Origin of the sequence: Bacteriovorax sp. PP10 (assembly GCF_035013165.1) — a bacterium.
In the GTDB taxonomy this organism is placed as follows: domain Bacteria; phylum Bdellovibrionota; class Bacteriovoracia; order Bacteriovoracales; family Bacteriovoracaceae; genus Bacteriovorax; species Bacteriovorax antarcticus.
In genome coordinates this window covers 1000101-1019368 of the sequence record NZ_JAYGJQ010000002.1, presented here as the reverse complement: position 1 = coordinate 1019368, position 19268 = coordinate 1000101, and the positions used below count along the sequence as shown (strand labels likewise).

Here is a 19268-nt window from a genome sequence, read left to right as displayed (position 1 = left end):
ACCCATGGCACTTACATTAATTGGCTCATATACATCTCCTTATGTTAGAAAAATTCGCCTGCTGCTTCATGGTGATCCAAGCGTTACTTTTCAAGCAGTCAATTACTTCGAAGAAGAGGGAAATAAGTATTTAAAATCCATCAATCCATTCAATCAAATCCCGATGCTTTTAGATGGTGATCAGCCTATTTATGATTCACGTGTCATCTTTAATTACATCGCCAAGAAAAAGAATTTGAAGCCGTTAACGATTGATGAAGAAAACATTCTTTCAGCGATGGATACGATTATTGCAACAGGTGTAAATCTTTTTTCTCTAAAAAAAGGTGGAGTGGATATCGACGATAGCTCTAATTATTTTTTGGTCAGACAAAAAGAGCGCATCCCCTCTCTGATGAAGATGATCACACCATGGGTAGCAGCTCAAAAACCAGAAAATAACTGGAACTACTTAACCATGACAATGTACTCGCTGCTTTACTGGATGAACTTCCGTGAAGTGTACGACTATTCCCATATGCCAGAAATGACAGCATTCGTAGAACGTTTTAAAAATTGTCCGGGTGTAGCTGAAACTGATATTCCGAAAGCTTAAGAAGCTTTCCTGAATGGATTAGTCCCTTCTTGGTTTCTATTTTCCTTGAGAATATCATCTAGTCTCATGTGATCTAAGAAACTCGAGAAGGCCATCCAGATCGCCAGACCATTCATGTCTTTAATCTGTGGTGGTAGATATTTGGGAAGCGTGATGACTCCCAGGTCGTGGTACTCTTTTAATGTTGGAAGTTCTTCCAGCGTCACTTTACCCGCAAATAAAAATGGAATCAGATCCACTTTTCCTTCCTGAATTGATGTGCGCATAAAATTATAAATCATCACAAACCCTTTCAGGTAAGCAATGTCTTTTGTAAAAGGTGTCCCACCAGTTAATGGTGCTCCTCTAAAAATCCTGCTGGCGTTTTTAATCGCCTGAGAATCGGCCTGTCCTTTATTTCTGAAGAACTCTATGACCTGTAATAAATCAGCTCCATTTTCGGCCATCTGACAGGCAACCAGGCGATCATTTAATCTCTTTGCTCTTCTTGGAAAAAGCGCAAAATTAAAAAGCTCCATAATAACGGCAAGACCCTCTTGAGTCACAGTCGAGCACGGCGGCCCTTTCGCCAGCCACTTGGCGTATGGCTGAGTTTGTCCATTAAGAGTTGTTCCTAAGTGAACCCATCCTTCATGCACTTCAAAAATATCCAAGTCTTTGCGAGAGAACTTTAAATCACTTTTAATTTTAATATAGTCAGATCCCGCTGAGGCATCTGAGATAATTCCGTCGGAGAGTTTTATTTTAATTTTTTCGTCTTTAAAATATGTCCCCAGGCGGCCTTTTAATTCATCAACCACTTGCTCAGAAGTCATACTGCGCTCGAAGTTTTCTCCCAACATATTTTCATTTAAAGAATCAAGCAGCTTTGACATGATTTTAGCCAGATCGCTGAGTTTGGTTTTCCCATCACCCATCGTTTCATTGGCACTTCCATACAACTTTTTTGAATAGTCGTAGAACTGAGGTTTCCCTCTTACCATCAACATTCTAATAACATCTTCGTACTGCATGCAGTTTCTGGCGATGATTAATCCCAATGGATCACTAGGCCCTAACTCTCTGCTGATTTTAAGACGCAGCTCTTTAAACTCCTGAAGTTTTTTTGACGGATCATACTTAAGCGGACGATTGTCATAACTGATAGTCGGAAGCTCTTTAAAATTATTTTTGATAATGAAGTCATCAACGCCTTCTTGCCATTTTACTGAATCAAGAATTTGAATTGGTTTTTGCAGCTCATTTAAAATAAGCGAGAGGTCAAGAATAGTGTTTTTGTATTTTTGATCTTTCACTTATTCCCCTGCGGCCATTTTAAAATCTACATTAAATCCGTCGCTGAAAAACTTACTATCGACACTACCACGAGCAGCGCTGTTAGAAAGATTTTGTACCTCAAGTGTATACTTAGGATTATCTACATTTGGTTTTGTTAATTTAAGTTCAATGATTTCTTCAGTGCCTTCTTTAAGTTTTGGAAGATTTTTTAAATTAAGCGAGAGTTCTTCATCGATATCTTTGTACAAATACAGTAGGCATCCTGTGGCCATTCCACTGATCAACGTTTTTTCGCAATAGCGGTAACTGTTTTTTAATTTCAAATTGATTTTAGCTGGAGTGCCTGAAGTGCGTTTTAAATAAATCACGTGAGGAACATCATCTGCAGTAAATAATGGTTTTCCTAAATCAACTGTCGATTTATCCAATGCCACTGCTACGATAGGATTTTTATCAAGACAACTTAAGCAGTCTTCTTTAACAGTTCCTACTTTTTGAACATGTTCATTGATTTTTCCCAATGCTTTCATGCCGTGAAGAACTTCTTGTGCTTCCTTATTTTCATCAGCATTCACCGGCATAACGACATAAGTCATGAAGAGTAAAATGAATGAAATGTAATAGTGAAAATGAGTCCTTTTCATAGTGGACTAATCGGAAAATTTCAGGCTAAACTTGAGACATTCTCGAAACCATTAAACTTATTAAAATCATAGACTTAAGTCATGAAAAACCGCTCTGGCTCATATAAAAAAGTACTCATTGCCGAAGGACTCCTTGGTCCTAACAGGCAGACTTTAATCAAAAACATCGATTTGATCACCAAACTCCCGGTAGCACCCTTTGAATTATGCACCCTGTATATCCTGCTTTTTCTACGAATTCGTCACCCAAAAAACTGGTTACAGAAGAAAACAAATTTCATTTCTCGCCCGTCAGAAAAACTTTTACTGGATATCATTCCGGAAGAATTTAATTTAAACGATTGGGAAAAAGAAAAACTTCAAGGCCTTTGTGCGAAAGATCTTTTTAATCACTATAATTTAAAAGGCATTCCTCTTGCTGTTAATAGAACAATATTAAATTGGGCCAATGGCGACTGGAATATTGAACTACTGACTCACATCCCTAGTCCTCGTGAGCTTCTAAGAATGCAGGTGAAAAACACTCGCTGTATCACTCTGACAACGAATCATGATGAGATCGATCGCTTAGTTTTATCTTCTCGCGATCCCCTGAGTTTCGTTCTTCACGATCTTCATCACGCTGATCATTTTTTTAATCAGGATGAAAGTTTAAAGGGACAGCTTGGTTTCTATTCACTGGTAAATCAAATTTATGATCAACCACAATTAAAAAAATCATTAAAAGAAGACACTCAGTTTAAATCTGAATTTGAATATGTCGTCTCTGATATGAATGCTTACGTTATCCATTTGTTTAAATGTTTTAAGTCTGCTTTCATTCGCACAGACGCAGAAAGTGCTGATCCTCTTTTTCCTAAAATTCTTCAATGGTGGGACATGCCCGTGCATGTTCAATCAGCTGCTCATAAACTCAACACTCCAGAGTTTAGAGATGAAGATGAATTGCATTTAAAAAATTTCTTTGAAAGCTCACAGGTGGTGTTTGTATGAAAAAGATTTTGATTTTAAATGGAAGTTTAGGTGGAAACTCAGGTAATACTGAATTTTTACTAGAGCGTTTACAAAAGAAAATCACCTCAAGTGAAGTTGTTCACTTAAAAGATTTATTAGAAAAAAAGATCGACATCAAAGAATTGAAAACAAAATTACAAAATGCTGATGGTTTTGTTTTTACCAGCGGAACCTATTGGGACAGCTGGGGAAGCCCGATGCAATACTTTCTTGAAGCGGCCACTGAGTTTGAAGCTTCTGACATTTTCATGGGAAAACCTGCTGCGGTCATGATCACGATGCATTCAGTGGGTGGAAAAGGAGTTCTTTCTCGTCTGCAGGGTGTTTTAAACACGCTTGGAATGATGATTCCTCCAATGAGTGGTATCGTTTATTCATTAGCAGGCCAGCTTGCTCTTGAAACGCAGTCTTCGTTTGCAGAAGATTTCTGGAGTCTCGAAGACGTTGATATTATCGCTCATAATTTAATGACTGCAGTCAATCGTGAATTAACATATAAACCGTGGCCAGTAGATCATAAAGATCCTAAAAGATTATGGGTAAAAGAATGAAGCATTTAGTTTTAATTTTCTGCTTACTCATTATGAGTTCAATCGCTTTTTCACAAGAAAATGTCATCATGAAAGGTGAAGCTTTTGATAAAGACAACAAACTTGTCTATGTAGAAACTCACAATTACAAACGCCTTCCCTCTGGCGAAATCTCGGCCATTAAAACCACTTATCACAATGCAGCCGGTAAATTGATTGCTGATGTTTCATCAGATTTTAGCAAAGACCCTTTTATACCCGACACTATTTTTATCGATCACCGCTTCAACGAAAAACAAGAACTCTCTTATAACAAAGATTCAAAACTGGTCTCAATGAAGATCACTGATATGAATACTGGAAAATTTAAAAGCAATGAAATTAAAAGAACAGAAAACATGGTTTCAGGTCAGGGATTTCACAACTATATTTTAAAAAATTTCAATGAAGATAGAACTGACATCAAGTTTATCGTTTTACCAAAACTAGATTATTATTCTTTTTACTTTGAGCAAGAACCTGCTAAAGCAGAAGGACAAAGACGCTTTATTCTTAAAATTTCTAGCTGGGTTTTAAGAATCCTAGTTAAAGAAATCGCAGTGGATTACAGAATGAAAGACCACTCGCTATTGACCTTTGAAGGACTCACAAACATTGATTCAGATAAACGCGATTCACAAATATTAAAAATAAAAATGAGCTATCCAGGAGTAGATAATGACAAAAAAAGTCTCTGATATTTTCGATCCAAACCTTTGGGATGAAGTTCCCGGATTTAATTTCCAGGATATCACTTACCATAGAGCAAAAGACCAAGGCACAGTAAGAGTTGCTTTCAATCGCCCTGAAGTGAGAAACGCTTTTCGCCCTCAGACAGTTGATGAATTATATATGGCCCTTGAACATGCCCGCATCAGCGCTGACGTAGGTGTCGTTTTACTTACTGGTAACGGTCCTTCACCAAAAGATGCCGGTTGGGCATTCTGCTCTGGTGGAGACCAACGTATTCGTGGAAAAGATGGATACAAATATGAAGGTGACGATAACAATGGAACAGGAAACGCAAAAGTTGACCTAGGCCGTTTAGGACGCTTACACATTCTAGAAGTTCAACGCTTAATCCGCTTCATGCCAAAAGTTGTTGTGGCCGTTGTTCCTGGCTGGGCAGTTGGTGGTGGACACTCTCTGCATGTTGTTTGTGATTTAACTCTTGCTTCAAAAGAGCACGCTGTCTTCAAACAAACAGACGCAGACGTGGCAAGTTTCGACTCTGGTTACGGATCTGCTTACCTTGCTCGCATGGTAGGACAAAAGCGCGCTCGTGAAATTTTCTTCTTAGGAGCTAACTACTCTGCTCAAGAAGCAATGGACATGGGAATGGTTAACGCTGTCATTCCTCATGAGCATTTAGAGACGGAAGCACTTAACTGGGCACGTGAGATGAATACAAAGTCACCTACAGCAATCAGAATGCTTAAATTTGGTTTCAACATGGTTGATGATGGTTTAGTTGGTCAGCAGTTATTTGCTGGTGAAGCGACAAGACTAGCTTACGGAACAGAAGAAGCAGTGGAAGGACGTAATTCATTTGTTGAAAAACGCCCTCGCGATTTCAGCAAATATCCGTGGCATTACTAGTAATTTTTAAATCAATCCCCATCTGGGCCGTGAGTGAATTCATGGTCCAGACAGGGCCGATTAAAAGATAAAACAAATCTCTAAAAAAACTCGGTTTCTTCCCTTCAATCTTGTGTCCGATAAATTGCCCAATCCATGCCACGATAAAAATCCCTATACATAATAGAAAAAATCTTGGCCTTAATAGTTCAAGAATCAACATCATCGGAATGACTAAAACGAGCTGAGATAAAAACACTCTGATGTTTTTAAAGCTCGCATAAAAGATCATAACAAGAGCTACAACGATCACGCTCCAGTCAAGCCACAAAGGCCAGCTAGCAGGCACAGGAAAGGCCTTAATGATTCCCAGTGTACTAAACATGATCGCCGGCACACAGATCTTGTGGATCCAGACATTCGTCGGGTTCATATGAGATTCTGAGTACTCTTCAAGGTAAGCTTTGAGTGTTAACATTCTTCTACTCTAGTAAGTTATCAATCTTAACTTCAGAAATCTGACTGAAGCGATTCGTTATTTTTTCGGTTGTCGTATGGATATCTTTAACATCCTTACTAACCGTTTCAATATGAGATGCCAGGTTGTCCCAACGTTTTTTATAACGTCCAAACTCATCGGCCAGTTTATTTAATTCCTGATGAATCACATTCGTGTACTTGCTGCGTTCAATATTTTGGATCACAACCTGGATTGTTGTAATCATTGCCATAAATGTCGTAGGACTTGTCAGCCATACTTTCTTATTTTGTGCATACTCGATAATGTCCGAATGGTAAGCATAGATCTCAGCAAAGATCGCTTCAGCAGGAAGGAATAAGATCGCCTGATCAGTTGTCTCTCCCGCGATGATGTACTTATTAGAAATATCATCAATGTGTTTTTTTAAGTTGATCTTGAAGTCTTTCGCAAATTCTCTGCGCTCCAGATCTGTAAAAGCTAAGTCGAACATTCTTCTGAAGTTTTCCAGAGGGAATTTAGAATCGACAACGATGCTTCCTGTTGGCTCTGGTAAAAATAAAATTGAGTCACAAATCGTTCCGTTCGATAACTTATGCTGAATTTTATAAACTTTATCGTTCTTATCACCAAATACAGAATTTAAAATCTGATTCAACTGAACTTCGCCGAAGATACCACGGCTTTTTTTATCCGTTAAAATATCCTGAAGAGATACAACGTTTGTTGAAAGCGACTCAATCTTCTTTTGAGCTTCATCAATTTTAGCAAGTCTCTCAATAACGCTGGTAAATGTTTCGTTTGTTTTCTTGAATCCTTGATCCAGGTTCTCGCGAACGCGGTCAGAGATTTCATTCAGTTTTTCCTGCATGCTCTTTGTGATTTTTTCATTCATCACAACCAGCTCCTGGGCCATCTTCTCTTTCATACCAACTAACTCTACAGTCATCTTAGTATTCATCCCTACCATTTCTTGAGTTAATTTTTCATTAACCGCCACAAGCTGTTGAGTAAGAATGTGTTGAAAATTACCAAACTTCTCAATTAAATCCTGGGATGTTTTATTTTGTTCAGCTGCAATTTTCTTAAATTTGTCTTCGATGATTTCTGAAACCTGAAGCCTTGTGACTTCTTTTTGGTTCTCAAAACGCTGTTGCATAATCACTTCAAGCTGCACCATCTTGTCTGAGAGTGGTTTAATCTCCTGACTTAAAAAACTAAAATCTTGAGTCTGGTTAGATCTTAAAAATAAAAATCCAATCCCAACAAGGTTTAATACGACCAGAACACATAGAACAATTAACATAATATCTCCAAAATCTGACTATTCAAGCCAGCGTAAAACTCTAAATGCAAACTTACTAAGCGCCGTTGTGTATGGTGGAAAGTAAAGACTCGTAAGCGTGAAGCGCCCCTGATTTAAAACGGCTCTTTCATGAGAAAATGTTTTAAATCCAAACTCTCCGTGATAACTCCCCATTCCCGAATGCCCAACTCCACCGAAAGGCAGATTGGGATTCGCCAGATGTAGCACCACATGATTAATGGCCGCACCACCTGAAGTGGTAGACTTCAAAACATTCTTAATCATCTTTTTATTTTTAGAAAAAACATAAAGCGCTAATGGCTTCGGGTGAGCTCTAATATAATCAATGACTGTTTCTAATTTTTTATAAGTTAAAAGTGGCAGGATTGGCCCGAAGATTTCATCTTCCATCACCGGACTATTTAGAGTCACATCCGTTAAAAGAGTTGGAGGAATAAACCTCTCATCACTCTGAGGCCCATCTTCTAACAACTTCTTCTCATCTTTAATCTTATTTGCCAGACGATCGTAAGCTTTCACATCGACCATGCGAGCGAAGTCTTCCGTCTTAAGTCTCTCACTGCTGGTCTCACCAAATCTCTTTTCGATTTGTTTTTTAAACAATTCAATAAAATCAGCTTTCAGCTCTTCTGGGATAAAAAGATAATCAGGGGCCACACAAGTCTGCCCGCCATTCATAAATTTTCCCCAGAATAATTTCTCAGCACAGTCTTCAAGATTCACATCACGGTCAATAATCACCGGAGACTTTCCTCCCAACTCTAGAGTCACAGGAGTTAAGTGTTTCGCGGCCGCGGCCATAACCACTTTCCCAACCTGAGTGCTTCCCGTAAAAAAGATATGATCAAAAGGTAACTCTAATAATTTTTCAGCAAGATCGATTTCACCAATAACAACTTTTGCGATCTTATCTGAAAAAACATTTCCAATTACACTCTCTAAAATTTTAGCTGTATGAGGAGTCTTCTCTGATGGTCTGGCAATCACACAGTTACCTGCTGCAATCGCTGCCACTAAAGGATTAATCAAAAGTGAAAAAGGATAATTCCACGGAGCTAAAATTAGTACCACACCTTTTGCTTCGTACTGGATGAAAGATTTTGATCCAAAAAGAGCAATCGGTGTTTTAACTTTTTTAGGTTTCATCCATTTTGATAATTTCTTAACGGCAAAGTTAATCTCATCAATCGACGTATGAATTTCAGTCAACTCACTTTCCGCATACGGCTTTTTAAAGTCCGCATACATCGCTGCCTTGATTTCCTCGCGACGAGAGATGATCTCTTTTTTTAAAGCAAGCAGCATCGCCTTACGTTCACTCGTAGTAGATTGTGCCATCGTCCAGCGATGAGCACTCTGAACATCAAATAAGGCCTGTACATTATCCATCAATTAATCTCTAAGAATGTGGCACATATATCCACTCGGATTTTTTATTAAATAATCCTGGTGGTAAGCTTCTGCACTATAATAATCAGGCGCTGTCATCACTTGAGTCACAACCGGACTTCTAAAAACTTTAGAAGCATCCACTTGTTTAATTTTCTCAAGGGCCACAGCTCTTTGTTCGTCGTTATAAGTAAAAATCACCGAACGGTATTGAGTTCCAATATCGTTATGCTGACGATTAAGAGTTGTCGGATCATGAAGTCTGAAAAAAACATCCAACACACCTTCGTATGAAATCACTGCCGGATCAAATCCAACCAGTACCACTTCAGCGTGATCTGTTCTTCCCGTACAAACTTCTTCGTACGTCGGGTTCTTCGTTGTGCCACCGGCATAACCCACTTCAGTTGAAACAATTCCAGGAATCGATCTTAAAATTTTGTCGACACCCCAAAAACATCCCGCTCCTAAAAGCGCTTTTTCAATAGTCATAAATTCTCCTTATGTAGCAAGGTAGATAAGAATCCCGGAGATGATAAAACTTACCAAATCCCCGGCATAGTCTAGCCAAAAATCACGCTTAGACCAACCATAAATTGCCAGGTATTTTGCATTGGTTGCGAGTACAAATACCAGCCAACAGCCAGCACTTACAATCACCATATTAGGGACACTTTCTACGACAAAATCTCTTTGGACAACATCTAGTCCCCAAACATTAAACAATGAGCCAAAAAAGGAAAAAAGCCAGACAGTCTTACTTCTGAAGGCACGATTTCTCACTTTTAGGTTCCAGAAATAAATAATCCCTAGATTAATTAAAGCAATAATCGGTATATGAACGATTTGAGAGATTCCCAACTGCAAACTCCTGTTGATTCTTTGATTATTTTAGATAATAAAAAACAAATGATCAAAAATACTCACTACAGTTACGACTATTATCAGCCTAAAGACTACCGATTCTCTCTAGACTCGGTGTTTCTTGCGCAAAAAGTGGCCGAAGCCCTGAAATCGGAGCTCCATCCGGAAGATCTTCGCGTTCTGGATCTCTGTTCGGGTTGCGGAGTCGTGGGCCTGGAATTGCATTTTCATCTTCCATCTTTAAGAAAAATCGACTTTTTGGAAGTTCAGGAAGTTTATCTCCCATACTTTGAAAAGAACGTTGAACAGGCCAAAAAGACCGATTCAGAGTTTAATTTTCTGCATATGAATTATGCTGATTTACTTAATAACGATCACCGTGAAAAATACGATGTCATTGTCTCCAATCCTCCCTATTTCTTTCAAGGCGAAGGATTATTGTCTCCCAATAATGATTTCAAAAACCGTTGCCGCTTTTTTATCGACAGCGACTTTCATAATCTTATCCAGGCAACATTATTTGTTTTAAAACCAAAAGGACGAGCTTTTATTTTAGCTAGACCCGGCACTCATCATGGCAGAGATTTATTGGAAGAAATAAAAAAGCTTTCAGTTGGTTTTGCGCGTGTTCAGATCATGGATGAAGTCCGCGGCACTAATATCATCGAGCTTATCAAAGAAAGTTAGAAAGTTTTTTTCCAGAATATTTTCCAGCTTATCAAGATCCATTCCCAGACTCTCACTGGCCTTTTTATAGATATCGGCAATGGTGTAATCCAATTGATCGCCGGTTTCTAGTAAGAGCTTATCTATAGGTGTAATCAGAAGCCTTTTATCCGTATTAAACAATCTGGCACCATAAGAAAAATACACCGGGTATTTTAAAAGCTCATGCATCTCATGATCATTGCCACCATAAGCATGTAGTAAAACGGGTTGTTGGAATTTTATCTTTTTTAGAATCTCAAGGACATCAGAGTAGGTTCGCACTGAATGTAAAATAAGAGGGATTTTTCTTTTTGCCGCTTCTTCAAAATGTTTCATCAAAACATATTTTTGATCTTCTATCGTTGCAATATTTTCATGAACGCGATCAAGACCACACTCTCCAATGGCATAAACACCATCAGTGCGCTTGATAAGTTCTGCCCATTTCTGATCAAACTCTGTGCGGTCAAACGGCAGTGTTAACTCCCAAGGATGAATCCCTAGAGTATGAACTCCTACAACAATTTGTGTACTGGTCGAAATTTGATGAGCGTGAGCATCTATTTGCATTTAAAAAGCTTAAATCATCTCGTTTAATGCGGAAAGGACTTTTGAAAAATGTGGCCCTTTAAATTTTAACTTGGCCTTGGCCATATAATCTTTCAGGTCCCACTTAGGATTATCAATAATGTAGTCTGTCAGGTCGTGAGCAACAATAAAGACTGTTGCAAGCGGTGTAATTTTAGCGTGTGAGAGTTTCCCCGGCCATCCGTTTTCTTTTGGAAGTTCATGGTGCTGACGAATCATCATTTCCACGTCCGGAGGAATTTCCGGGATTGTCGCTATTTTATTTGCGGCCAGAGTTGGATGCTCCATAACTATTCTTAAATCGTTTGGGGACAACTGCTCCTGCATTAATTCAATTTCAAACATACTTCCATGAACGCGGGCCAGATCCGGACGATGAGAAATTGCCATATCATGCAAGTAAGAAGCAAATACAAATTTCTCAAGCGTTTTTTCTGTACTCCACTCCAGCTTCATACAAATACCAGTCGAAATATTAATCAGCATTCCAATATGTGACATCACATAATTGTCAGCACTACGGTCAATGGCCATATCTGCAAAAAGTTGTTTTAGCTTGGCATTCTTTTTAACGACATCCAGAACTTTGGCAACTTTTTGCTCCAGCTGAGGAATAGAAAATGGAAGCTCACATGGTGCTTCTGGAAAATCTTCTGAACTATCCGGATCAACTTTTCCATTAAGCATAATTGCCTTCACCATTGTGAGAAGCTTATCGTGGTTAAAAGGCTTCATCACAACGCCGGCAAAACGCGAACCAAATTTTTCTGCGAACTGAGCATTGATAATTCCGCTCAGGATAAGTACCGGACATTTATTATTTTCATTTTCCGGGTTTTCGACAAGATACTTTACAACTTCTGCTCCATTGCGGGCCTCGAGCTTGATATCTAGAATCATAAAAGAGAATAGAGTTTCATTAAGCTTCTGTTGAGCTTCTTCAACAGTCGCAGCAGCTTCAATTCTATCGAATTGATCTTTTAAAATTTCCTGAACGACATCAATGATTTCTCTGTTGTCGTCTACAATAAGTAGTACTTTCTCCATCTGTTCATTGTATGTTAAAGGTTTTTTTTTACAAGCAGGGAAACACTGCCTTCATCGCTAATCCCCCAATGAAAAGTAATCTTTATTCTACCTCAAGATGAGTTTAAATTATTTTTGATTATGAAACCATTTCGTAAATGAAAACAGTAAAACCGTCGGCCAATAGTACCTGACAAATGAATTCTATCTGAGGGCCATTGCGCCCTTTTACGGTGTTTCAAATTTTAATTGATGCGTTTGTAGCACCAGATGGATTTTAAGGCCCACACTGTCTTTAATGCCCCCACGGGGCATTTGTAATGATGACAATAAAAATTATATTAGGACTTTGTTAGATACTTTTTTAGTTCGAGAACAAAACTAGTATGGCCTTCATGCAGTTCATAATAAAACTTACCTTCGTGAGCTTCAACAATCCCTTTTGAAATACTTAATCCAAGCCCTGTTCCCTTTCCAACTTCTTTGGTTGTAAAAAATGGAAGCATGATCTGATCAACCACGTCCTGATGGATTCCTTTCCCACTATCTTTCACGCGGATCATAACCATTCCACCTAAATCACAGGCAGATATTTCAATCCACTTAACCGGCAATTCTGAAATAGCATCGAGAGAGTTATTAAGCAGATTCACCAAAACCTGAACGATTTGAATTTCACGGCAATGAACTTCAACATCTGGATTTAAATACTGCTTGATCTCAATCCCGTTATCACGGAATCTCTCCTGGCAAAGCTCCAGAGTCATTTCAACAACCTCATTAACTTTTTTGTACCTGAAGGCTTCGCCATTTGAATCTCTCGAAAAAGCACGTAGTCCTTTAATAATTTTAGCAATGCGATCGACAGTAACAATCACTTTGTCTAAATTTTCAAATGACTTTTCGATAGGAATATTCTTATCCAGTAAATTCTTTTTTGTCCTCGTCGCCAGTGCCGAGATAATTGTTAACGGGTTATTAATCTCATGAGCGATTCCTCCGGCCATCTCTCCTAAAGAAGAAAGTTTTGAGGCCTGTATCGCCTGATTGCGCTGTTCTTCCAGCTGATCCTGAGAGCGCAGAAAAATAAAAAGAAAAATAAGGAAAAATGTAAAAAGAAAGAAAATCGAGACAGTATAAAGTGTCGTGCGTTTTTTCCAGGACTCCAAAATTTGCTTAGTAGATAATCCTACTACGACAACAAAAGGATAGTTCTCCAGTTTTCTCGTGGTATAAAGTCTTTCAATGCCATCAACTTCTGAGACACTTCTTGAGACAAGAAAAAGTTCATCGCTATTAAAAAACTTCTGCATATAGTCTCGGGCCTTTATTGCCCTTCCCATATAAGACTCTGACCAGGGAATCCTCATATGAATTGTCATATGGCTATCCAGAAGATTTAGAACCCCGCCTTCACCTAAATCAAGTTTTTCAAACTGCTCTTTAAAATACTCTAATGGTATTGTTCCAAAGACGATCCCATCAAAATTTCCTTTGCTATCAACCAGCCTTCTTGCCAGTACGATAACCCAAATATGATTTCTTTTGCTGATTACTGGTTTTGAAATAACAAGCTCATCAGTATTCGTTTTTTTCAACATCTGAAAATAATCGCGGTCGGCCAGGTTAACAGTGTTCACCAGTCCACTATCATCAACAATATACTCACCATTTTTATCGACGGCCTTGAAGCTGCGCAGTTGCGGAAGGCTCAATCTTCTTTCCAGGAAAAGACTATTTAGACTATCTTTTTTTAACCATTTTGGATCATGGCGATTAGAGACCACTTTTTGCAACTCAGTTAATACCAGGTCGATGGATTTAAACGAGCCGTTAATATGCTCCTGCAAAACACGTGTCAGGTTAATGGTTTCTACTTCGGCCCTATGAAGCTCTCCCTTGTAGGAGATATAGCTTTCATAAATAAAACCGCTCAAAAAAATGAGAAACAACAGAAGTGTTGCGATAATAATTTTATAATTTTTGGATTTTTTAACTACTGACTGAAAAATATTCATAGCTAATACTAAAACAACATGGAGTTTTGTCTATGGTGAAATTACCACCCTATCAGGAGTTTCATCCCCTCAGCACATTTGAATGAATCTTGAGCATTCTTCAATGGCGCAGTTTTAAAATAAGTTTTGTAATAATGCTCGGATACTTCATTCCATTCGTGAGATTTCAAATTTAATGCGTCTTCTTTTCTCTTCATCGCCTCACTGAAAGTTATATTACCCGACTTGGATTCCATGTATGCTTCGTTGAAGGCCATATTTAGAATATAGAGTTTCTTATTGTTAAGAAGCCACTGCTCATAACTCACTGGTATGTACTTTCCAGTTAATCCTTGCGCATCCTTAAAGGAGTCAAAATGCTCCAAGGCACTTCCAATAAAGAAAACATTATTGTTTTGTGGCACCTTTGTTTCGAGAGCAAAATTATAGGTATCATCAAACATAATTAATTGATCCAGATCTTTGGAAACTTTTGTCAGGTCTTTTTTATTTCTTTCAGCAAAAGGAACACCCTCTGTTGTATCGACGGTCACCAGGTCTTCAAAATTTAAAACTTTGTAAGCAATGTCTTTCAACGAACGCTGATCTTTTAATTTTATTTTTGAAAGTAGCTCGTGATTACGTACAAGCGTTCCACCACTAAAAAAAGAAATCTTCACATCTTTTTTATCCAGTATGCTTTGAATGAATTCTTCTAAACCTTCAGCGATAAAATACTTATGCCCTTGCACTTCTATCACTCTTTTTGAAGGAACTTTGTGGCCTTCCTTGATTTCGGAAACAATTGTCCAGTCGATATCAAAAACCACATGACGGATTTCATCCGTATTGGCCGGATAGCGCGTAAGCTCAGCGCATGCCGAAAAAAGGAGAACGAAAATTAAAAGAGTCCATTTCATCCTTAGCCTATCGACAAGTATTGAGAAGCACTCAACCGTCTTTTTTAGTCAACAATCTATGCTAAGTATGGGATAATGCCTGCTATGGAAAATAAAGAAAAAGTTTTGATGTTTTGGAGTGGCGGAAAAGACAGCGCCCTGGCCCTTTATGAATTAAGTCAGAATCCCCAGTACGAAGTGAAAGGACTAATCACAACCCTTAATCGCGATAAAAATCGTGTTCCACTTCATGGAATTCCTGACGTTCTTGTTTTAGAGCAAGCGAAGCTTTTAAAGCTTCCACTACAAAGAATTTTTCTTCCAGAAGATGCGACTGATGATGAATATGTAAAACAAGTCAGTGCGATTCTTTCAATGTACGCAAAACGCGGAATTAAAACCGTGGCCTTTGGTGATATCAATCAACAGGCAGACCGCGACTTCAAAGAAAAAATGATTTTTGATTTAGATATGAAAGCTGTCTTCCCTCTTTGGGGAATGGATACAAAAGAAGTCGCTGCAAAGTTTTTTCAAACCGGACACAAAGCTCTGGTGACTTCAGTTAACGAAGAAAAACTTGGTTACAGTTTTCTTGCTTGCGAATACAATCAGGAATACTTAAACCGCCTTCCTGAAGGAATTGATCACGCTGGAGAAAATGGAGAGTTCCATACCTTCGTGACTTTCGGCCCAACATTTAAAATGCGCGTAGGATTTTCAAAATCAATTGCAGTTGAAGAAGGCCCCTACATTGTCAGCCTGGTAAAAGAGCCTTAACTAAGCAAAGTAAGGTGCAAGCTGCTCAACCATTTCATCAAATAAAATTCTGACTCTGTGGGTTTGTCTTTTCCCGACCGATGATAAGATCCACACATCTCCCAGAGATGTGAACAATTCATTTTTAAGCACGACCTCAAGCTTTTTATTCTCAACATGATCTTTAACGTTCCACCATGGGCGCACACTAATAAACATTCCTTCTAAAGAAAGTTTTGTAAGCACTCCCGGATCATTGGTCAGAAAACTTCTAGTTGGGAAAAAGTTCTTCAACTTCATTTTATTAGTTTTAAACTGCAAATCACTATGATGATTTATAAATTGCACCGAATGATTTTTTAAATCTTCCAATGACTTTATTTTTTTATGTTTCTTTAAGTATTCAGGTGAAGCCACCAGCACCATTTTGTGCTGACCGATTCTTCTTCCTAATTGATTGGCCACTTCAGCCGGATTCATTCTAATGGCCAGGTCGATATTATTTTCAATCATATCAAGTGCACTGTCTGTCGCAAGCAATTCAATTGTAATCTCAGGATACTTCGCTTGAAAACTCGCCAGAACTTTTGCAAGAAAGTCTTGTGCCATAGTAATTGAGCACGTCACACGGATCAGTCCTTTCATCGCATCGTCTTTTCCAAACGCCGCTTCAAATTCATGAACGTGATCAATGAGTCTTTGAGCTTCCAGAAAGATTCTATCCGCCTCAGGTGTAGGAACAATTTTTCTCGTGCTTCGTCTAAATAAACTATACCCCATCTCAGCTTCAAGAAGTCCCAGCCTCTTGGCCATCGCCGCTTTCGACATTCCCATCTTTTTTGCCGCCACCGTCAGACTTCTCGCCTGGTAGATCGCAATGAAAGACCTGATCTGGTTAATATCCCTTAGAATCATTGTAAACCTCTGGTTAACATTAAATCAACATTCAAGTCTATTGTCCACTATCTCGAATTAGACTATTGTAGTGTTAGAATCAACGTTGAGAACAATCATGACAGTAAAATTGTTTAATCCACTAAATCTTGATTGAAGGATAAATGGCATTTCCAGCATTAAAGCACAAAGATTATCGCATTTACATTAGTGGCCAATTCATTTCATTGATGGGTACATCCATGCAACAGCTGGCGATGAGTTGGATGATTTTCAAACTAACTAATTCTCCGATGTGGCTTGGTATTGCAGGCTTCAGTGCTCAACTTCCCATTTTTATTTTTGGATTATTTGCAGGTGTTATTGTCGATCACGTGAATCGATATAAACTTCTTCTTTGGACTCAGGTTCTTGCGTGTCTGCAGGCCTTTGCACTTGCGGCCTTAACATTCTCTGGAAAGATCACACTTACTCAACTGATCATCCTCGATTTCACTCTTGGTACAATCAATGCTTTTGACTTAACAACCAGACAGGCCTTCATTGTCCAAATTGTAAAAGATAGAAAAGATCTTCCCAACGCCATCGCGATTAACTCTTCAGTCAACAACTTAACCAGACTCCTGGGCCCGGCCTTCGCTGGACTTATGATTGCAGTTGTCGGTGAAGGCATGTGTTTTCTTTTAAACGGCGTAAGCTATTTAGGAGTTATCAGTGCACTCCTTGTTTTAAAAGTTGCTCCTCATGTTCCTGTTGAATTCCATTACAGAAAAATGATCTCAGGTTTGAAAGTTGGCTACGATGCCACTTTCAAAAATCCGAGTATTAGAAATATTTTATTATATTTAATTTTTATCAGTTTCTTTGCTATTCCTTACACAACTTTTTTCCCGGCCATTGCTGGTAAATCTCCTGAAATGGGTGCCAGTGCACTTGGATGGATTACGAGCTGTGTGGGTGTGGGATCTTTTATCAGTGCGCTTTATTTAAGTAACAGAAAAGGACAACCAACACTGGCCAAGGTTGTCGCAGTTTCAGGTATTGCATTTTCTATTTTTCTAATTATTTTATCAAGACTTGATAATTTTCATTTTATTTTATTCAGTGTCTTTACAACAGGAATGACCTTGATGCTTCAAATGGCCTCAAGTAACACTATGATTCAAAGTACTGTCGATGATGATAAACGTGGGAGAGTTTTAAGTTTCTTCAACGTCTCTCTCCAAGGTCTGGCACCTTTTGGAAGTTTAATCATGGGATTTTCTGCTGAACATTTAGGACTGCATACAGCACTTTTAATTAATGGTGTGATTATCTTGATTGGTGCAAGTTACTTTTTAAAGAAAGCTCCTAAGATTGATGAATATGTGGCGATGAGAACAGCTTAAAAATCTTTCCAGTCTTTTTTCGTAATTAAGCGCGCTCCTCTATTGAATGTAATATATGACCAAGTCCATTGCATCATAACAAACATTCTATTTTTAAATCCAATCAAATAATAAATATGCACAAAGAGCCAAGCAAGCCATGCAAATGTCCCACGCGCTTTGATTCCTTTAAATTCCATAACTGCAAGTTTTCTTCCGATCGTTGCCATCTGTCCCTTATCGACATACTTAAAATCCAAAGATGCTTCATTTTTAATTAAGCGGATAATATTTTTTGCAGCATGCTTCCCCATTTGAATCGCCACAGGAGCAAGTCCTGGAAGAACTTTTCCATCTGGTTCATCAAAATGGGCCTGATCGCCGATAACAAATAAATTTGGATAACTCTCTACCGATAATTTTTTCGATACAATAATTCTTCCAGCTTTATCCAGAGGAACATTTAAAGTGGCATTGATCGGTGATGGCCTAACACCTGCGGCCCATACAACCGTTTTTGAAGCAATTTTTTGCTCTACTCCAGCTGCATCTGCCAGTGCAACGCCATTAGCATTAATATCTGTTACACGAGCTTCATTTAAAACTTCGACACCTAAGTTTTTCAGATCTGCTTTGGCATCGATAGAAAGTGTTTCATTGAAACTTGCCAGCACTCTCTTGCCTGCTTCAATTAAAATCACTCTCGTATCCTTTGGATCAATATTCCTAAAATCTGCCTCCATTGTCTGACGGGCAATTTCAGAAATCGCTCCGGCCATCTCTACTCCTGTAGGACCTCCGCCAACCACAACAAATGTCAGCCATTCTTTCTGGCGATTTTTATCTGCTTCTTTTTCAGCTGACTCAAAGGCCATAAGAATTCTTCTTCTGATCTCTGTGGCCATCTCAAGTGTTTTTAATCCGGGAGCAAACTCTTCCCAATGATCTTTACCGAAATAACTATGAGTCGCTCCACAAGCAAGAATGATATAGTCGTATTTCGAAGAGACAGTGCCAGCTTCAAATGAATTGATTTGCGGATTAACCGATTTAATTTCATCCATATAAACGGTTACGTTTTTAGCATCGGATAAAACATTTCGAATAGGTGTTGCGATATCAGCGGGAGATAATCCGGCCGTTGCCACTTGATAGAGTAAGGGTTGAAATAAGTGATAGTTTCTTTTATCGATGAGCGTGACATCAACTAAGTCAGTATAGTCTGCTAAAACCTTAGCTGCTTTTAATCCACCAAAACCACCACCGATAATCACGACATGTTTTTTCATACATCACT

Annotated in this window: 21 protein-coding genes; 8 read left to right on the top strand and 13 right to left on the bottom strand. The window is 38.6% G+C overall.

Annotated elements, in window-relative coordinates; translation table 11 throughout:
* Nucleotides 1–4: 4 nt before the first annotated feature.
* A complete protein-coding gene (locus SHI21_RS15025) occupies nucleotides 5–595 on the top strand; it encodes a glutathione S-transferase family protein (protein ID WP_323577581.1) in 591 nt (196 codons plus the stop codon).
* On the opposite strand, the gene SHI21_RS15020 is transcribed toward SHI21_RS15025, so the two are convergent.
* Both SHI21_RS15020 and SHI21_RS15015 read right to left on the bottom strand, forming a co-directional pair.
* Nucleotides 592–1890, bottom strand: coding sequence for a flavohemoglobin expression-modulating QEGLA motif protein (locus SHI21_RS15020; RefSeq protein WP_323577580.1), 1299 nt, complete (start codon nucleotides 1888–1890; stop codon nucleotides 592–594). The genes SHI21_RS15025 and SHI21_RS15020 overlap by 4 nt on opposite strands.
* Nucleotides 1891–2517, bottom strand: a complete 627-nt coding sequence (locus SHI21_RS15015; protein ID WP_323577579.1) for a hypothetical protein — start codon at nucleotides 2515–2517, stop codon at nucleotides 1891–1893. It abuts the gene before it with no gap.
* A gap of 81 nt (nucleotides 2518–2598) precedes the next feature.
* On the opposite strand from SHI21_RS15015, the gene SHI21_RS15010 reads away from it, so the two are divergent.
* From SHI21_RS15010 to SHI21_RS14995, 4 genes are read left to right on the top strand one after another with little or no spacing between them, the layout of a single operon-like run.
* Complete coding sequence (locus SHI21_RS15010; protein WP_323577577.1) at nucleotides 2599–3510, top strand: hypothetical protein; 912 nt, start codon at nucleotides 2599–2601, stop codon at nucleotides 3508–3510.
* Complete coding sequence (locus SHI21_RS15005; protein WP_323577576.1) at nucleotides 3507–4082, top strand: flavodoxin family protein; 576 nt, start codon at nucleotides 3507–3509, stop codon at nucleotides 4080–4082. The genes SHI21_RS15010 and SHI21_RS15005 overlap by 4 nt, the downstream gene beginning before the upstream one ends.
* A complete protein-coding gene (locus SHI21_RS15000) occupies nucleotides 4079–4798 on the top strand; it encodes a hypothetical protein (RefSeq protein ID WP_323577575.1) in 720 nt (239 codons plus the stop codon). The genes SHI21_RS15005 and SHI21_RS15000 overlap by 4 nt, the downstream gene beginning before the upstream one ends.
* Nucleotides 4779–5699: a 1,4-dihydroxy-2-naphthoyl-CoA synthase gene (locus SHI21_RS14995; RefSeq protein WP_323577573.1), complete on the top strand. Its 921-nt coding sequence runs from the start codon at nucleotides 4779–4781 to the stop codon at nucleotides 5697–5699. Before SHI21_RS15000 ends, SHI21_RS14995 begins: the two co-directional genes overlap by 20 nt.
* Here the strand turns inward: SHI21_RS14995 and SHI21_RS14990 are convergent.
* From SHI21_RS14990 to SHI21_RS14970, 5 genes are read right to left on the bottom strand one after another with little or no spacing between them, the layout of a single operon-like run.
* A complete protein-coding gene (locus SHI21_RS14990) occupies nucleotides 5674–6156 on the bottom strand; it encodes an Mpo1 family 2-hydroxy fatty acid dioxygenase (RefSeq protein WP_323577572.1) in 483 nt (160 codons plus the stop codon). The two genes, SHI21_RS14995 and SHI21_RS14990, sit on opposite strands and share 26 nt — an antisense overlap.
* Before the next feature lie 4 nt (nucleotides 6157–6160).
* Entirely contained in the window at nucleotides 6161–7462 is a 1302-nt protein-coding gene (locus SHI21_RS14985) for a DNA recombination protein RmuC (protein WP_323577570.1), read from the bottom strand.
* An 18-nt stretch (nucleotides 7463–7480) separates the two neighbouring features.
* Nucleotides 7481–8872, bottom strand: a complete 1392-nt coding sequence (locus SHI21_RS14980) for an aldehyde dehydrogenase family protein (protein WP_323577568.1) — start codon at nucleotides 8870–8872, stop codon at nucleotides 7481–7483.
* A gap of 3 nt (nucleotides 8873–8875) precedes the next feature.
* Entirely contained in the window at nucleotides 8876–9364 is a 489-nt protein-coding gene (gene msrA, locus SHI21_RS14975) for a peptide-methionine (S)-S-oxide reductase MsrA (protein WP_323577567.1), read from the bottom strand.
* Nucleotides 9365–9373: 9 nt separating this feature from the next.
* A complete protein-coding gene (locus tag SHI21_RS14970) occupies nucleotides 9374–9733 on the bottom strand; it encodes a hypothetical protein (protein WP_323577565.1) in 360 nt (119 codons plus the stop codon).
* On the opposite strand from SHI21_RS14970, the gene SHI21_RS14965 reads away from it, so the two are divergent.
* On the top strand, nucleotides 9710–10423 hold the full coding sequence (locus tag SHI21_RS14965) for a methyltransferase (RefSeq protein ID WP_323577563.1): 714 nt from the start codon (nucleotides 9710–9712) through the stop codon (nucleotides 10421–10423). The two genes, SHI21_RS14970 and SHI21_RS14965, sit on opposite strands and share 24 nt — an antisense overlap.
* Here the strand turns inward: SHI21_RS14965 and SHI21_RS14960 are convergent.
* The 4 genes from SHI21_RS14960 to SHI21_RS14945 form a co-directional block, all read right to left on the bottom strand.
* Nucleotides 10346–11014, bottom strand: a complete 669-nt coding sequence (locus SHI21_RS14960) for a TatD family hydrolase (RefSeq protein WP_323577562.1) — start codon at nucleotides 11012–11014, stop codon at nucleotides 10346–10348. The two genes, SHI21_RS14965 and SHI21_RS14960, sit on opposite strands and share 78 nt — an antisense overlap.
* Nucleotides 11015–11023: 9 nt before the next feature.
* Nucleotides 11024–12079, bottom strand: coding sequence for a response regulator (locus tag SHI21_RS14955; protein ID WP_323577560.1), 1056 nt, complete (start codon nucleotides 12077–12079; stop codon nucleotides 11024–11026).
* Between the two features lie 320 nt (nucleotides 12080–12399).
* Nucleotides 12400–14076, bottom strand: coding sequence for an ATP-binding protein (locus SHI21_RS14950; protein ID WP_323577559.1), 1677 nt, complete (start codon nucleotides 14074–14076; stop codon nucleotides 12400–12402).
* A gap of 41 nt (nucleotides 14077–14117) precedes the next feature.
* Complete coding sequence (locus tag SHI21_RS14945; protein ID WP_323577558.1) at nucleotides 14118–14975, bottom strand: hypothetical protein; 858 nt, start codon at nucleotides 14973–14975, stop codon at nucleotides 14118–14120.
* 84 nt (nucleotides 14976–15059) lie between these two features.
* On the opposite strand from SHI21_RS14945, the gene SHI21_RS14940 reads away from it, so the two are divergent.
* Nucleotides 15060–15731 (top strand): Dph6-related ATP pyrophosphatase, encoded by a 672-nt coding sequence (locus SHI21_RS14940; protein WP_323577557.1) that lies wholly within the window; start codon nucleotides 15060–15062, stop codon nucleotides 15729–15731.
* Here the strand turns inward: SHI21_RS14940 and SHI21_RS14935 are convergent, their stop codons facing one another.
* The gene (locus tag SHI21_RS14935; RefSeq protein WP_323577555.1) at nucleotides 15732–16625 is read right to left on the bottom strand and encodes a LysR family transcriptional regulator; all 894 of its coding nucleotides are present in this window, start codon (nucleotides 16623–16625) and stop codon (nucleotides 15732–15734) included.
* A 143-nt stretch (nucleotides 16626–16768) separates the two neighbouring features.
* On the opposite strand from SHI21_RS14935, the gene SHI21_RS14930 reads away from it, so the two are divergent.
* Nucleotides 16769–17992: an MFS transporter gene (locus tag SHI21_RS14930; protein ID WP_323577553.1), complete on the top strand. Its 1224-nt coding sequence runs from the start codon at nucleotides 16769–16771 to the stop codon at nucleotides 17990–17992.
* Here SHI21_RS14930 and SHI21_RS14925 read toward each other — a convergent pair.
* A complete protein-coding gene (locus SHI21_RS14925; RefSeq protein WP_323577552.1) occupies nucleotides 17989–19260 on the bottom strand; it encodes an NAD(P)/FAD-dependent oxidoreductase in 1272 nt (423 codons plus the stop codon). The two genes, SHI21_RS14930 and SHI21_RS14925, sit on opposite strands and share 4 nt — an antisense overlap.
* Nucleotides 19261–19268 lie beyond the last annotated feature (8 nt).